The sequence below is a fragment of the Deltaproteobacteria bacterium genome, from assembly GCA_016210005.1.
Lineage (GTDB): Bacteria > Desulfobacterota > Binatia > HRBIN30 > JACQVA1 > JACQVA1.
On record JACQVA010000041.1, the window covers coordinates 1 to 16,081 of the forward strand.

The window sequence follows — 16,081 nt, forward strand, 5'->3', positions numbered from 1 at the left end:
AGCGTGCCGTTCCGTTTGCTGGCCAGGATGTAAACGCAGAACTGCTTGTCCATAGCGCCAAACGCCAAACTGGATTCCCGCTTTCGCGGGAATGACGGCCATAACACCGAACCACGTTACCCACAGATTTGTCGCGCACCCCTTGCGCTCACTCAGTCGGCCGCCAGCCACTGCTCGAGGTGGTGGCGGGGTGGGTACGACACCGGCATCGGGAAGGTGCGCTGGAAGGCTTCGATGACCGCCAGATCGCGCCGCGCGGCTTGCTCGGCCACCAGCAATAGCAGCACGATCTCGCGCACCTGATGCCGGCGCAGATACGCCACCCAACGCCGGACCTCGGCGCCGTAGGCCGCCAGGCCCCCGGCCAGCGCAAACAGCGCTTGCGCCGCGGCCAAGTCGATCGCCGAGCCGCTTTCCAGCACCAGCGCGAGCGCCCGGCCGGGGAAGTCGCCGAACCAGGGGCGAAGCACGTCTGCCACCGTTTCGGCCCCACGCAGCGCGAGATGCGAGACCGCGAAGAAGCGCCCGCCGGGAGCCAGCACTGGCCCGAGGCCGGTGACTAGACGCTGCAGCACACGTGTGCCGGTAGGACCGCCGGAGTGATACGCCGGGCCCTTGCGATACGGTGACGCGACGAATGGCGGGTTAGCGATCACGGTGTCAAAGCGCTCGCCGGCGACCGGCCGATAGAGGTCGCCCGCGCGTACCTCGAGGTTGGCAATGGCGTTGAGGGCGGCGTTGGCGCGTGCCATCGCGGCCGCGCGCGCACTGATGTCTACCGCGACGACGCGGCGGGCGCGGGTGGCGACACTGAGCGCCTGGATACCCGAGCCGGTGCACAGATCGAGTACCGTGCCGTCGTTGCTGACCACCGCGTCACGCAACAACAGCGAGTCGCTGCTCGGCGGATACACCGGGTCGCCGGCGGGCAAGTTCAACGCCCCGCGCTCGGGCGAGCGGAAGCGCAGGTCGGAGAGAAAGTACTGCTCGCCGACAACGTCGAGGCGCAACCGCGTCTGAAGGCGAGTGCCGCGCTGGCGCAGCAGGCCGTAGCGCTGCCAAGCGGCACGCGTGGCCCGATCCCACAGTTGCCGGCTGGGGACGGCTTCTTCCAAGAAGAACACGCGTGCCAGCGTGGCCGTGGCGGAAGCCTCGCCGTGCAGGCGCTCGCAGGCCGCGGCGTGGTTGAGCGGCCCGACATCGTCGGGCACGCGGATGCCCAAGAGCTGGGTCAAGGCCGGCGCGGTGTATCCGGCCGCTCGCAGCGAGCGGGCGAGTTGGCGCAGCGGGAGGCCGCGGCTAATGGATCGAGCGCGGTTCACGCTTCAAGGGATGCCGGCAGTCAGTGGCCGCGCAGGCGCACCAAGGCTTCGCGGTAGCGCGCGCTGGTCTGGCGCACGACCTCGGGCGGCAGTTCCGGCGCGGGCGGTTGTTTGTTGAAACCGATCGACTCGAGGTAATCGCGGATGGGTTGCTTGTCGAAGCTGGGCGGTGTGCGGCCGGGGCGATACTCGCTCATCGGCCAGAAGCGCGAGGAGTCGGGCGTCAGCAACTCATCGATCAAGATCAGCTGGCCCTCGACCAGGCCCCACTCGAACTTGGTGTCGGCGACGATGATGCCGCGGGTTTCGGCGTAGGCCGCGGCCTTGCGATACAGCGCTAGGGACAACTGCCGGACCTCATCCGCCAGCCTGGCGCCCACCAGCCGTGCCGCCTCGTCGAAGCTGATGTTCTCGTCATGCTGGCCGCGCGGGGCCTTGGTTGAAGGCGTGAAGACCGGCTCCGGCAGCTTGTCGGCCTCCCGCAGCCCGGGCGGGAGCCGCACGCCGCACACCGCCCCATCGCGCTGGTAATCCTTCCAGCCCGTGCCGGCGAGGTAGCCGCGCACGATGGTCTCGATCTTGAGCGGCGTGGCCTTGCGGCAGACCACCGTGCGGCCGGCGAGCTGCGCCCGCTCCGCGGCGTCGGGCAAGTAGTCGGTGATATCAGCCGACACCACGTGATTGAGCACGAGGTCGCGCACGTAGTCGAACCAGAACAGCGACAGCTCGGTCAGAATGCGGCCCTTATCTGGAATCGGGGTCGGCAGCACGACATCGAACGCCGAGAGTCGATCGGTGGCAACCAACAGCAGGTACTCGCCGGCATCGTAGATATCGCGGACCTTGCCGCGAAACAGCAGCGGCAGCGAGGTGAGGTGGGATTCAAAAAGCGTGTCCATAGCTCTCGGTACTCGACCCGCAGCGCGGGTGCCGAACTCCATTAGTTCGTCCTCTTCGTGCACGCAAGGTCGGGGTAACCGCCGCGGCCTTGCCCGGCGTTTCATCCCGGCCCAGCGCGGCCCCGCCTACGGGTGCTGGTTGCTGACGGAAAGGCACTCGCCGGTCATGTACGAGGAGTAGTCGCTGGCGAGGAAGACGATGACGTTGGCGACTTCCGCCGGCGTGGCGGCGCGGCCGAAGGCTTCACGGGCGGTGAGCTCTTCGAGCAGGCCGGGCGGGGTCACTTTGGAAAGGAACTCGTGCATCGCCAGGCTGGGGGCGACCGCGTTCACGCGCACGTTGGCCTTGGCGGCTTCCATGGCGGCGCAGCGCGTCAGCGCCATCACGCCGGCCTTGGCCGCGGCGTAATGTGCCTGCCCGGGCTGCGCCCGCCAGCCCAGTACCGAGGCGTTGTTGACGATCACGCCGCTCCGGCGCGCAATCATGTGGCGCAGGGCCGCGCGGGTCATGCGGAAGGTGCCGTTGAGCGTGACGTCGAGGACGGCGTGCCATTGCTCGTCGGTCATCTCGACCAGCGGCGCGAAGCCGCCGAGGCCGGCGTTGTTGATCACTACGTCGATGCCGCCGAGGGCGGCGACGGCGGCCTCGATCAGCCCTTGGACCTCGGCCTCTTTGGTCACATTGCAGAGCCTGCTCGCCGGCGGCTTGCCGTTGATCTTGCCGAGCGCGGTAACGGCTTCGCCCAAGCGCCGCTCGTGGATGTCGCTGATCATGACCGTGGCGCCCTCTTCGAGGCAGCGCCGGGCGACGGCGAAGCCGATGCCGGTGCCGGCCGCGGCTGTCACTACCACCCTCTTGCCGGCTAGCAGGTTGTGACCTTCAGTATACCCAGGAGTCGTCGTGCTCATGCCATCATCCTTTGCCGGCCGTGCTACTTCGTCACCCGCGGCTCGCGCGGCAGGCCCAGCGCGCGCTCGGCGATGATGTTGCGCTGGATCTGATTGGTGCCGGCATAGATGGTATCGGAGCGGGTGAACAGGAAGAGCCGCTGCAAGCGAGTCAGCGCGTAGGGCGCCGCCTCGGCAATCTCGGCCTGCGGGCCGAGCACGTCCATCGCCAGCTTGCCCAAGTTGCGGTGCCAAGTGGCCCAGTAGAGCTTGGTGATCATCGCCTCGCGGCTGAGTTCGGCGCCGCCGGCGTGGCTGAACGAACGCAAGGCATTGAAGCGCATGATGCGCAGGCCGATCCAGGCATCGGCCAGACGCTGGCGCAACACCGGCTCGGCGGCGGCGCCGTTGCTCTTGGCGATCGCCAGCACTTGCTCCAGTTCGTTTTGGAAGCTGTGTTGCTGGCCGAGCGTGGAAGCGCCGCGCTCGAAAGCGAGCGTACCCATCGCTACCGCCCAACCGCCGTTGACCTGACCGACGACGTTGGCGGCCGCCGTCTGGGCATTGTCGAAGAACACCTCGCTGAATTCCGACTCGCCGGTGATCTGCACAATCGGGCGAATCTCGACGCCCGGCTGACGCATCGGCACCAGCAGATACGAGATCGCCTTGTGGCTGGGCGCGGCCGGGTCGGTGCGGCAGAGGACGAAACACCAATCGGACCAATGCGCGCCGGAAGTCCAGACCTTCTGGCCATTGATCACCCAGTGGTCGCCCTCGAGCTGCGCTTTGGTCTGCACATTGGCGAGGTCGGAGCCGGCATTCGGTTCGGAATAGCCCTGGCACCACAGCTCTTCGCCTTGGACGATCGGTGGCAGGAAGCGGCGCTTCTGCTCGGCGGTGCCGAAGGCAATGATGGTCGGGCCGAGCAAGGTCTCACCAATGTGGCCGATGCGGCCAGGTCCGCCGGCGCGGGCGTACTCCTCGTAGAAAATCACCTGCTGTGTGAAAGACAAGCCGCGGCCGCCGTGCTCCTTGGGCCAGCCCACGCAGGCCCACCCGGCCGCGCCCATGGTGCGTTCCCACGCGCGCCGTTCCTCGAACAGCGCATGTTCGTCGCCCGGGCCGCCGCGGCCGCGCAGTTGGGCGAACTCGCCGGTAAGGTTGTCGGCCAGCCACTGGGCGATCTCCCGGCGAAAGGCTTCGTCTTCTTCGCTGAAACGCAGATCCATACCCGGTGATCCTTTCCGCTCCGACACGCTCTTATGATCAGCCGAGAGCACGAAGGCAAGGGACCAGCGCCCCGGTCTCGCCGCCACCTTGGCGGTAGTCCGCCAAATCCGTTAAACCGTGCCGGGAAGGAGCACCGCATGAGCATTCTATCCTTGACCGCCTTTCTCCTACTCGCCGGCCTCAATTGGGTGGCGGTGGCGCGGGCCGACAAGCCGCTCGAACAGCTCGTCAAACCGGCCGCGCTGGCCGCCTTGCTGCTCTATGCCGGCGCCGGTGCCGGTCCCTCGGGATGGTTGATAGCGGCGTTGGTGCTGTCGCTGCTCGGCGACGTGTATCTCATGCTGCCCGGCGACTGCTTCAAGGCCGGCCTCAGCGCCTTTCTGCTCGCTCACGTGGCCTACATTGCCGACTTCGAGATCTCGCCGGCGGCACGCATCGGCTGGTTGATCGTGGTGGCGGTGTTGTCGGCTCCGCTGACGCTGCGAATTACGCGCGCCGTGGCGCAGCCGAGCCTGCGCGCAGCGGTGGTCCTCTACATCGCCGTGATCGCGCTGATGGTGGCCTCGGCGTTCGCATCGGGCCGGCCGCTGGCCGCGCTCGGCGCACTGCTGTTCTTCGCCTCCGACGGTATCATCGCCTGGAATCGCTTCGTCCACCCGCTCGCCTGGGCCCAGCCGACGATCATGGTCACCTACCACCTCGGGCAACTGGGGCTGGTGGCGGTGCTGCGGGCTGGTTGAGCGACCGGCCACGGCATTGCTGTTAGCGAAACGCCGGCATCACCTGCTCGGCGAATAGCCGCGCCGGCTCGCGCGGGTCGCGCCCGAAGAACTCGATGACGAACATGGTGCAGCCGAGGGCGAGGTGCTGGCGAATTTTCTCGGCGCACTGGGCGGCGGTGCCGGCAATGCCGGAGCCGAGATGGCCGCCGAAGACCTGCTGCGCCTTGGCGACCTTGGCGGCCGCGTCGGCCTCGCTGTCGCCGATCACAACCATGCACTGCTGCGACACGGTGAGGCTGGCCGGATCACGGTCGAGCCCACGGCAGTGCGCGTGCAGCCGTTCGATCTTGGCCCCCAGCTCGGCCTGGTGCACGGCGAGGTTGTTCCAGATGTCGGCATGCTTGGCCGCCAAGCGCAGCAGGACCTTCTCCCCGCCGCCGCCGATCAGAATCGGCGGACGCCGCACCGGCTTGGGCTCGCAGAACACCGAGTCGATGGTGAAGTGGCGGCCGGCGAAGCTCGCCGCCGGCTCGCTCCACATCTGCCGCATCAAGGCGGCCGCCTCGTCGAGTTGTTGCAAACGCACCGGCAGTGACGGGAAGTCAAAACCGTAGCCGGCGAATTCCATCTGGAACCAACCGCCGCCGAGCCCGACAATTACCCGCCCGGCGGTGATGTGGTCGAGGGTCGCGACCATCTTGGCCAGCAACGCCGGATTGCGAAAGCCGACGGGCGACACCAATAGCCCGAGCTGCGCCCGGGTCGTGAGCGCACCGACCGCCGACAGCGCCGTCCAGCCCTCGAGGATCGGTAGCTGGGGAGCGGGGATGCCGTAGAGATGATCATTGAACCACAGCGAGTCGAAGCCCAGTTGCTCGTATTCCAGTGCCGCCGCTCTGGTCTCTTGCCAGCTCCGCTTGATCTGCGGCAGTGTGACTCCAAAGTGAGCAGACGCCATAGCCGATCTCTCCCGTCGTAGTTGTTGCCGCGGCCGGATGGCCCACTCGGCGCGCCGACCGTAGCACCGGCGCGGCGGCGCGCCAAGATTAGCGTAACAAACTTGCTCGGGCGCTTGTCCTTTCCGCGGGTGGTAGGATAGATGGTAGATCAAATTTGCAGATAGCCGCTTGGGGCCGACGCCGTGACAAGTCGTGGTGTTCAGGAACACATTCCTTATTGCTGCTTGATCCGCACATGCGGCGCGGTCGCGGCGGCCGCCGGTCTCATCGCCCTGCTTGGATGGGCCCTCGGGTTTCTGTTTCTGGCCAGCCTGGGGCCGGGCAAGATCCCGATGGCGCCCAGCACGGCGGTGCTGTTCGTTCTGTACGGAGTCGCCGCCGTCCTGCGCGCCCGCTTACCGCTGTGCGCCGGCGCGTATTGGCTGGGCGTGGTAGCCCACTGCGCCGGCGCACCGGTCGCGTTGCTGCTGTTCTTTCTCTCGTACCACGGGATATATCTAGACGCTGAACAGCTCGGATTCGCAGCCGTGGGCGCCGTGGGTGGAGCGCCGATCGGGCACATGTCCCCGGTGACCGCGCTCGGCTTCCTGCTTGCCAGCCTGTCGTTCCTGGCGGCGCTGCCATCTTCCTCGCACCGGCCGTGGCGAGCCGTGGCCGCTTCGATCCTCGCTTGTCTGTTGCTGGCGGCTTGCTTCGTACTGCTCCCTGCCTACCTCTACGGGACGCCGCTGCTGTATGGCGGCTCTTTTATTCCGCCGGCGGCAACCACCAGCATGGCCTTCGCGGCTCTCGGGGTAGCCCTGTTGGCCCTTGCCGGCCCGCAGGCCTGGCCGCGGGGTGACCCGGACGCAGCCGCGGCCACGCGTCCTGTGCCCGTTCTCTTCTTGGTGTTCATCCTCCTGGCAGTGGGCATCATCACGGCAGGGTATCTGTATTCCCGTACATACGAAGCGCAGTACCGCGTGGAGGTGGGGCGCCAGCTTGCCTCGGTTGCAGAGCTGAAGGTCGGAGAGTTGGTGCGTTATCGCAAGGAGCGCCTCGAGGATGGTTCCGTTCTACTCGGGAACACCGCCTTTGCCGCGCTGGTGCGGCGTGTGTTCGACAACCCGACCGACAGTGAGACGCACGCACAGTTGCAGGTGTGGCTGGGCAAACTCCAGGAGCATTTCGAGTACAATCGGCTTTTCCTCCTGGACGCGCACGGCGCTGTGCGGATCGCCATTCCAGAAACCGGTGTGCCAATCGCTTCCGTGGTGTCTCAACGCGCAGCCGAGGTCTTGCAGTCGCGACAGATGGTCTTTCAGGATTTCCACCGGAATGAGCACGACCAGCGGGTGTATCTCACGTTGCTGATCCCAATTCTCGGCCGGCCCGACGGCGGTCGGGCGCTGGGAGTCGTCGCCCTGCGGATCGATCCCGAAACCTATCTCTATCTCTTAATCAGCCGCTGGCCGACGCCCAGCGAGACGGCCGAGACCCTGCTCATCCGCCGGGATGGGAGTAGCGCGCTGTTTCTGAACGATCTCAGGTTCAAAAAGAACACGGCCCTCACCTTGAGTGTCCCTCTGGAGAGGCAGGACGTTCTCGCCGTCAAGGCAGTTCTGGGCCAAGAGGGGATGGTGGAAGGTGTGGACTACCGTGGCGTGCCGGTTATTGGCAACTTGCGCGCCGTCCCCGATTCGCCGTGGTTTCTGGTCGCCCGCATGGATGCGTCGGAAGTGTACACACCGCTGCGCGAGCGGATGTGGATGATGATTGTTCTCGTTGCCGTCCTGCTCGCCGGCGCGGGGGCGGGCGTCGGGGCTGTCTGGCGGCAGCAACGTGCCCAATTCTACCGGGAGCGGTACGAGGCGGAACGCGAGCACAACTGGCTGCGGGACGTGATTGCCCGCAGCCTGAACGAAGTTTACGTCTTCGATCCCGAAACCTTGAGGTTCTCCTTCGTCAACGCGGGAGCCTGCCGCAACCTCGGCTACACCCCGGATGAGCTTGCCCGGCTGACGCCGCTCGACCTCAAGCCGGAGTTCACGGAGGAAGCCTTCCGCGCCATGGTGGCGCCGTTGCGCAGCGGTGAACGCGAGGTGCTTGTTTTCGAGACCGTCCACCGCCGCAAGGACGGCTCGGACTACCCCGTGGAGGTCCACCTCCAGCTCGTGGACACTGCTGCTGAGCGCGTATTCCTGGCCGTCATCAATGACATCGCCGAGCGCAAGCGGGCGGAGGCGGCCTTGCAGGGGAGTGAGGATCGCTACCGCGACCTAGTCGAACACAGCCATGATCTGATCTGCACCCATGACCTGAAAGGAAATCTCCTCTCCGTAAACGAAGCGGCGGTGAGGGTGACGGGTTATTCTCGTGACACACTGCTGCGCATGAACCTGGCAGATCTGCTCGACCCGCGGCAGCGCGCGGGTTTACAGGCGTATCTGGGCGAAATGGAGGAGAGGGGGTGTGCGCGAGGCATCATGCGGATACAGACCGCCGGCGGCGAGGCCCGCTTGTGGGAATACGACAACACGCTTCGGGCCGAGGGCGCGGAGGTTCCCATCGTGCGCGGCATGGCCCACGATATCACCGACAGCCGGCGGGCCGAGCAACAGCGCCGGGCGCTGGAAGCCCAGCTCCACGTGGCTCATAAAATGGAGGCGCTCGGAACGCTAGCCGCCGGTATCGCTCATGACTTCAACAACATCCTCGGCGCCATCATCGGCAACGCCGAGCTGGCGCGGCAAGACGTCGGACCCAGTCATCCGGCGATCGAGAGCCTCAGCGAGATTCGCAAGGCGAGCCAGAGGGCCAAGGACCTGGTGCAGCGCATCCTCGCTTTCGGCCGCCAGCAACAGCAGCCGCAAGAAGTCATTGCGCTGCGCCCGACGGTGGAAGAGACCGTCGCACTGCTGCGCGCCACGCTGCCCGCCGGCGTCGAGCTGTCCACCACCTTCGGCGCCGACACACCCACGGTGCTGGCTGATTCAACGCAGATTCATCAGGTCATGATCAACCTATGCACCAACGCCTGGCACGCGCTGGACGGGGGCAGCGGCCGCATCGACATCCGTCTCGATGGGGTCACGCTTGACGCCCAGGCAGCGAGAGCCGATACGAAACTCTGGCCTGGCCGTTTTGCGCGCTTGACCGTGGCCGACAACGGTGCCGGCATGGACGCCGCGACGTTGGAACGTATCTTCGATCCGTTCTTCACTACCAAGCCAGTCGGCCAAGGCACTGGTCTCGGCCTGTCGGTCGTGCACGGCATCATCGAAGCGCATGGCGGCGCCATCACCGTCACTAGCCAGCCCGGTAAAGGCACGATCTTCTCCGTCTTCTTCCCCGCCGCCACCGCGCCGCCGCCCAGCGCGGCGCGGGAAGGCGCGGCGGCCGAGCCCCTCCCGGCGGCCGGGGGCCAGCACGTGCTCTACCTGGACGACGAGGAATCGTTGGTGTTCCTGGTGACGCGCTTGCTGAAACGGTTGGGGTATAGGGTCAGTGGGTACACGCGGGCGGAGGAGGCGCTGGCGGCCGTGCGGGCCGATCCGGGGCAATTCGATCTCGTGGTGACTGACCTCAGCATGCCGGGAATGTCAGGCCTCGAGGTCGCGCGCGAGCTGTCGCGCCTGCGTCCTGACCTACCGGTGGTGCTGGCATCGGGGTACATCACGGAGGAGTTGCGCGCCGCCGCCCCTGAGGTAGGCGTGCGCCAGTTGATCTATAAGCCCAACACGGTGGAGGAACTCTGCCTGGCGGTACAGCGCCTGGCGGGCGTGCCAAAGGAGTCGCACGGTGGATTGCGAGCGAGCCATGGCAACGATTCTCTCGGTTGATGACGACGAAGCGTTTCGCAGCATGCTGCGGCGGACGTTGCAACGGGTCGGACACGACGTCATCGAAGCCGCGGAGGCAGCGCCGTGCTGCGCTCGTTGAGTGGCGCGAGCGTGAACCTGGTGATCACAAACGTCATCGTGGAAACCCTACCCCGGTTGCCCCGAGCGCGCCGCTGCGCTAACAGCGGAGCCGAACGGAGGCCTCGGACGCGATGCTCGCACGCACCTGCCGCCGACAGAATAGCCGTCGCGGGGAACCACGCCGAGCGCCCTGACGCTCTGCGGCGGTAAATGGCAGGCATTACGCCCTTGCGGCTTCGCCCGAGATCTCCCTGGTCGAGAGCTGAAAGCGGAGAGTGACTCATGTTCGTCGGTGACCGCATGTCGCGCCGGGTAGTCACGGCACCGCCGCAGCTGCCGCTGGCCGAAGCGCGGGCACTGCTCGAGCGCCACCACATTCGCCAGCTGCCGGTGCTGCAAGGCACGCAGCTTGTCGGCATCATCACCGATCGGGATTTGCGCGCCGCCCCCGCCACTACGCGAGCGGTGCGGCAAGCGATGACCGCCAACCCGTTAACCATCGCCCCCGACGCGCCGGTGGACGAAGCCGCGCGCTTACTGCGGGCGCATAAGATCAATGCTCTGCCGGTAATCAAGGCGGGCAAGCTGTCCGGCATTCTCACCGCCAGTGATGTATTGGGCGCCTTCATCGAGCTCTCGGGCGTGGCCGAGCGCACCTATCGCATCATTTTCAGGGCCACGGCCGGCACCGAAGGCCGAGTGCGGCGCGTGATCGAGGGGGCGCGCGGCGAGATCAAGTGGCTGCACCGCGAGCACGGGCGCGCTCGCCGCCTGCACGTGCGCCTCAAGGCCCGCCGCATCGAGGACGTTACCGCGGCGCTGGAAGGTGCCGGCTTTGAGGTCAGCGCCGTGGTGGCACCACCGCCGCGGCGCGGGTGAACATCGGCGCACGGATGCCAGCCGACTACTTCACGTCCGAGGTCAGCGAAGAGCAGCTGCGCCATGAGCGCGCCAAGGCGCGGGAGCTGCGGCAGTCGCCTTGGTGGAAGCGGCGCCTGGCCGCCGGCCGCTGCCACTACTGCGGAGCGGCGGTGCCGCCGCGGGAGTTGACGATGGACCACGTCGTGCCGTTGATCCGCGGCGGGCGCTCGACCAAGGGCAACCTGGTGCCCGCCTGCAAGGCGTGCAACGCCAGCAAGCAGAGCCGCCTCGCTTTCGAATGGGAACCGGCAGCCGCGCCGGAGGGCAGGAAGCCGTAGGCGGCCGGCCGCGGTTTTCTTGGTGGCATTGCGCCGCGCTCACGTGCTAGGAGCCAAGCATGCAGCGCCTGATCGACACCTGGTTCGAACTCGACCGCCAGCAACAGCCCGAGCACTACTACGCCTATACCCGTGACCACTGGCGCTTGGCGTTGTATCGCTACGTACCGCGGCGCGGCAGCCATCGCACCCCGGTGCTGCTGTGCCACGGGATGTCGTCGAATCGCTGGGACATGGACGGACCCGGGCGCATCTCGCTGGCGCGTCACTTGGTGCGCCGCGGTTACGACGTGTGGAATGTCGAGCTGCGCGGCGCCGGCCGCTCGACTCGCCCGACGTGGTGGAACGGCAAGCGCTACAACTGGACATTCGAGGACTACGTCCAGCACGACGCCCCCGCCGCGTTGCAAGTGGTCTTGCGCGAAACCGGCGCGCGGCAGGTGCATTGGGTCGGCCACTCGATGGGCGGCATGATCGCCTATGCGCTCCTGATGAGTCCGGTGCACGACAAGATCGCCAGCGCGGTTACACTCGGCTCTCCGACCATGACCAAGGTCGGGCATCCGCTGCTCGATTTCGGCGTGCCCTACCGCTGGCTGCTGCGCCTGCTGCCGCCGCGGGTGCCGGTCGGCATCCTAGCGCGCCTGGGCTTTCCCTTCGCCCCCTGGATCTACCGCGGCTGGGAACACACCATTCGCGAGCTGGGGTGGTGCGAGGGCAATGCCAGCCTGCCGCTGCTGCGGGCTCTCATGCTGACCGCGGTGGACGATCTGCCCGCCTCACTACTGCGCGAGTTCGCTCGCTGGTACGAAAACAAGGCGATGCACGACCGTTATGCGATGTTCGATTTCACCGAGCACCTCGAGCGCATTACCGCGCCGGTGCTTATCATCGCCGGCAGCAAGGACGGGCTGACGCCGGTGCGCGACCTCGAAGCGGTCTACCGCCGCCTCAGCTCGCGCGACAAGGCCTTTCGGATAATCGGCAAAGCCCAGGGCTTCGCTCACGACTACAGCCACGCCGACCTCATCCTCGGTCTGCACGCGCCCGAGGACGTTTATCCCGTGGTGGTGCAGTGGCTCGATGCCCACCGCCAGACGGCGCCGCGGCCGGCACGTGCCTCGCGCCCAGCACGCGCGCCACGCGCGTCGGTCTCCCAGCTACACGCCGTCGCCGCCGAAGCCGAGTAGCATCACGAGCCAACAGCGCCGGTCGGGCTAGCCCCGCTAGGCAGCGCGCCCCGCGGCACGCCCGCCTCGCTCCTTGCACCTGGAGGGCGATGGCGGGGCAACGTCCTCGCGGTAAAGCTGCGTTGGCCCAATAGGTAGCCACTCCGGCGCTAAAGGTCCGCAATCCCTTGTGGTCAGCGGCCGAGAGCGCTGCATGTACCCACCCTGCGGGTTCTCCAACAGACATGTCTGCCTAGCCCGGCGGTGCTTAGTGCCGGGCAGAGAGGGATCGCTTGACTGCGAAAGAGCCGCTGCGCTAGAGAAGACGCTCGCGATGAAAGCGCTGAGGAAGACAATGCCCTATCCAGCGCGCGCTGGTGCTCGCGCCTGGCCTCCTCGGCCACACGCATTTCCGGTGACCTTTAATCTCGGTAAAGAGACGACAGGCCTGCTTAAGGGTATCAAGGTTCAGCTGCTGCCCTACTACCAGGAAATTCTAGACAAGCATCGCGGCAATCGGAAGAGTGGAAAGTCGCACTGGGTCTGCGATCACGTAGAGCAGTTCGATATATCGTTTTACGTTCCCCACGACGCAATGCAGATTCCAGATAACAGGCTGGATCATATTGTGATCATGGTGAACGGCCTGAATGAGATCGATCATATCCATTACGCTCATTATGATCGACTGGGTGCCGCGCTCGCCTTCCGGGGCCTCGGCGCAGCACTATACCCCACGCCGTTTCACCTAAATCGCACTCCCTACATCGACAGGCGTTTCGAGGGCATGTACCGCCAGTTCCCGAGACCAAAGGATAACCCGAAGCCGTTGCAGAAGTGGCCCGAAGCGCCCGGCGCCATGACCATGAGTCGACGCCCGCACTGCGGGATGATGCGCCATCCGGGGGCGATCTTCCACTGTTTCGAACAGACCTCGCGTGACCTGGTACAACTCGCCAAGACGATTCAAGGCTCCGCTTCCGCTTCGGGCGCAGGGGCGGAGTACGACCAGCTGTTTTACGATTATCTCTTTGATCGGACTCGACGGCCACACGTTAGCCTTCTCGGATACTCCCTTGGCGGTTTACAGGTGCTGTACACGTTCCTTAAAGAGCCGGAACTATTCGACCACTGCATCCTGGTGAACTCTGGCGCCAATCTCAAAGGTATCCGGACTAAACCTGTTGGCATCAGAGACAACGAGTGGGACACCATCGTCAGGAATGCCATCAACTTGAGGAATGAAATACCAGACAGCATCGCAGCTCCGCATCGCACTATTTTGGACCAAGTACTCTTCAATCGCCCGTTTGAGCCCGGTGAGGCAAATACCACGCTTCTCAAGAATCTCGGCAAGTTGCTTTTCATCGCTGGAGGAGCTGATATAGTGTCCCCGGGGGAATTTCTCGCTCGCTTCGTCGATCCGAGTCAGCTCCCTGCAGACGATGACTTCTCGGGCTTAAACATTCTGCAGATTGCTGGGCTCGGGCATCCGCTCGCCAAGAGTACGGTATACGACCGATGGTTTCCGGCAATTGTGAACACGATTGAGAGATTTCTCCGAAGTCCAGCCCGCAACGCGGTCTCCTACGAGGATGTGCTTCGTCACCTGGCTGGCTACACGATTCACCGCATCCCGTGGGACAAATGGGTCGACAAGGTCCAATGTGTTGACGATATTGACAAGACTCTCGACGTTCTCAAGGTGCTCGACAGGATTCGGCCCATCCACAGAAGAAGGGCATACAAGGCGGAATTCCTGCGACACTACCTTGTGTCCAAGCGCTATTTCGAGAACGATTCGGAGTTGTTGCGGACACTCGAACGCGAGCGTCGCCGTAAGGGGATCAAGCGATAGTGACCAAGGCACGGCTCATCATCGCCTCATCCACGTTTGCGGAGCGGGGGTGGTTCCGCCCAAACCGTGGACCGGCGCAGCGCATACGGCAACCGCGGGCCTTCATCTGCCATCTACCAGTGTGCACCCCGTCGCGGCGTGCGCCCGCTCTCGCGAATCTTTCTCGCGGGATCCAGAGGGTAAGGCCGTCGGTCAGGCGCGAAAGCCGTCGGCTCGGATGTCGCGCTCGAAGTTAGCAAGTTGCCGCGCGCAGTTATCGGAACGAAGCGGCGGGAGCGGTTGAGCCGCGCGCCGTACTCTGAAATAGATGCCACCAGCGGGGCGCTGCCAGGCCGCAAGACGCGCCGGCAGACGCGCGAAGGAGAGAGCTACATGAATTGGCGAAGGCGAACTTTGTTGGGCACCGTGCTGCTGTGCGCGCTGGCGGGTTCAGTGCGAGCGGATGAGCCGGCCGACCAACTCCAGCCCGGGGACGTGCTCAACCAGTCCAACTGGCATAAGGCAAAGGATCTGTTGCCGCCCGAGATCCTCAAACATTATCAAACCGGCGAGTACATCAACCCCATCGTCGAATGGCCAGCGGACTACTTCGTCTGGCCGCCCGACTTCCTCGAGGGCTGCAAGCGCAACGAGGGCCGTTACGACACCGGACCCAACGGCGAAATCATCGAGAAGGCCACCGGCAAGCAACCGCCGTTCATCTTCGGCCACCCCTTTCCGACCATCGACCCCAAAGACCCGGCGGCGGGCGCCAAGATCATTTGGAACTTCATGTATCGCAGCTGGTACTTCGGCAACATGCGCGCCGTCTCCCAGGTCCTCTGGGTCAGCCCGCGCGGTGTCGAACGCCGCTCCGACAATGACGTGAACTGGCAGATCTTCGATGGGGTGCCGGAGTCCGAGCGGCTCGACAACCCGCAGGGCTTCACCTACCGCAACCTCATCCTGGCGCAGACGCCGGCGGACTTGAACGGGCTGGCGGCGCTGAGCTGGCGATACAAGGATGCGGCCAAGCGCGATCAGACCTGGACCTACGTCCCCGCCTTGCGCCGCGTGCGCGCGGTCAGCCCGTCCAACCGCTCCGACGGCTTCCTCGGCTCGGACATGGCGCAGGACGACGGCCCGTTCTTCGACGGTAAGATCGAGGACTTCACTTGGAACCTGATCGGTGAAGCCGATCAGCTGCGGCTGGTGGACCCCTTGAACCTCAAGGGGCAACACGAATCCATTTGGCTGGAGAAGGGCGGCTGGCGCACCAACTGGCCCGATGAGCTGAAGTTCCTCGGCTTCATGGACCCCAGCTGGAAGGGCGTCGGCTGGGCCCCCGCCACTGCCGCGCTGGCTAAACGCCGCCATTGGATCGTCGAATCCGTGCCCAAGGACAAGTACTACCTCTTCGGCAAGCTGCAGCTCTACATCGACAAGGTGACTTTTCAGGGCGCGTGGAATCGGAAATTCGGCTGGCAGGGCGAGTTGCTAAACAGCTTTCAGGTGATGTCGTACCTGCCGCTGCCCGACAAACGCCCCGACGGCAAGGTGGATTACAATCAGGGTTCGAACATGGCGTTCGTGTGCGTCGAGAGCATCAAACGCAACCAAGCCACCTTGGCCGGAATCAAGACGACACCCAAAGGCGGCTTCGACCTGCGCATCGTCCACGACCGCGACCTCTTCGAGGTCAACTCGCTCGGACATCTGGGCAAGTGAGCTGACGACACCGGTGGAGGAGCGGGGTTGACATTGCTGGGGCGACGACCTGCTCGACCTTACGGTTGACGTGCCCGGCCGCAGGGTGCGCGACAAATTTGTGGGTAACGTGGTTCGGTGTTATGGCCGTCATTCCCGCGAAAGCGGGAATCCAGTTTGGCGTTTGGCGCTATGGACAAGCAGTTCTGCGTTTACATCCTGGCCAGCAAACGGAACGGCACGC

The 16,081-nt window shown here is 65.3% G+C and carries 12 protein-coding genes; 7 read left to right on the top strand and 5 right to left on the bottom strand.

Going from position 1 to position 16,081, the window contains the following annotated elements; all coding sequences use genetic code 11:
* Positions 1-152: 152 nt before the first annotated feature.
* The 4 genes from HY699_05025 to HY699_05040 form a co-directional block, all read right to left on the bottom strand.
* Positions 153-1,235 (bottom strand): methyltransferase, encoded by a 1,083-nt coding sequence (locus HY699_05025; protein ID MBI4515164.1) that lies wholly within the window; start codon positions 1,233-1,235, stop codon positions 153-155.
* Positions 1,236-1,342: 107 nt separating this feature from the next.
* The gene (locus HY699_05030; protein MBI4515165.1) at positions 1,343-2,221 is read right to left on the bottom strand and encodes a phosphoribosylaminoimidazolesuccinocarboxamide synthase; all 879 of its coding nucleotides are present in this window, start codon (positions 2,219-2,221) and stop codon (positions 1,343-1,345) included.
* Between the two features lie 126 nt (positions 2,222-2,347).
* On the bottom strand, positions 2,348-3,130 hold the full coding sequence (locus HY699_05035) for an SDR family oxidoreductase (protein MBI4515166.1): 783 nt from the start codon (positions 3,128-3,130) through the stop codon (positions 2,348-2,350).
* 23 nt (positions 3,131-3,153) lie between these two features.
* Positions 3,154-4,341 (bottom strand): acyl-CoA dehydrogenase family protein, encoded by a 1,188-nt coding sequence (locus HY699_05040; protein MBI4515167.1) that lies wholly within the window; start codon positions 4,339-4,341, stop codon positions 3,154-3,156.
* A gap of 138 nt (positions 4,342-4,479) precedes the next feature.
* Between HY699_05040 and HY699_05045 the strand changes: the two genes are divergently transcribed.
* Positions 4,480-5,082, top strand: a complete 603-nt coding sequence (locus tag HY699_05045) for a lysoplasmalogenase (protein MBI4515168.1) — start codon at positions 4,480-4,482, stop codon at positions 5,080-5,082.
* Between the two features lie 22 nt (positions 5,083-5,104).
* Here HY699_05045 and HY699_05050 read toward each other — a convergent pair whose 3' ends face one another.
* Positions 5,105-6,022 carry an LLM class flavin-dependent oxidoreductase gene (locus HY699_05050; GenBank protein MBI4515169.1) on the bottom strand — a complete coding sequence of 306 codons (918 nt, stop codon included), beginning with the start codon at positions 6,020-6,022 and terminating at the stop codon, positions 5,105-5,107.
* Between the two features lie 225 nt (positions 6,023-6,247).
* Between HY699_05050 and HY699_05055 the strand changes: the two genes are divergently transcribed.
* From HY699_05055 to HY699_05080, 6 genes are all read left to right on the top strand, one after another.
* Positions 6,248-9,844 (top strand): PAS domain S-box protein, encoded by a 3,597-nt coding sequence (locus HY699_05055; GenBank protein MBI4515170.1) that lies wholly within the window; start codon positions 6,248-6,250, stop codon positions 9,842-9,844.
* Between the two features lie 363 nt (positions 9,845-10,207).
* Positions 10,208-10,804, top strand: a complete 597-nt coding sequence (locus HY699_05060) for a CBS domain-containing protein (GenBank protein ID MBI4515171.1) — start codon at positions 10,208-10,210, stop codon at positions 10,802-10,804.
* Positions 10,805-10,818: 14 nt separating this feature from the next.
* Positions 10,819-11,124: an HNH endonuclease gene (locus tag HY699_05065; GenBank protein ID MBI4515172.1), complete on the top strand. Its 306-nt coding sequence runs from the start codon at positions 10,819-10,821 to the stop codon at positions 11,122-11,124.
* A gap of 59 nt (positions 11,125-11,183) precedes the next feature.
* Positions 11,184-12,314: an alpha/beta fold hydrolase gene (locus tag HY699_05070; GenBank protein ID MBI4515173.1), complete on the top strand. Its 1,131-nt coding sequence runs from the start codon at positions 11,184-11,186 to the stop codon at positions 12,312-12,314.
* Positions 12,315-12,627: 313 nt separating this feature from the next.
* Positions 12,628-14,151, top strand: a complete 1,524-nt coding sequence (locus HY699_05075; GenBank protein MBI4515174.1) for a hypothetical protein — start codon at positions 12,628-12,630, stop codon at positions 14,149-14,151.
* A gap of 372 nt (positions 14,152-14,523) precedes the next feature.
* On the top strand, positions 14,524-15,858 hold the full coding sequence (locus tag HY699_05080) for a DUF1329 domain-containing protein (protein MBI4515175.1): 1,335 nt from the start codon (positions 14,524-14,526) through the stop codon (positions 15,856-15,858).
* Positions 15,859-16,081 lie beyond the last annotated feature (223 nt).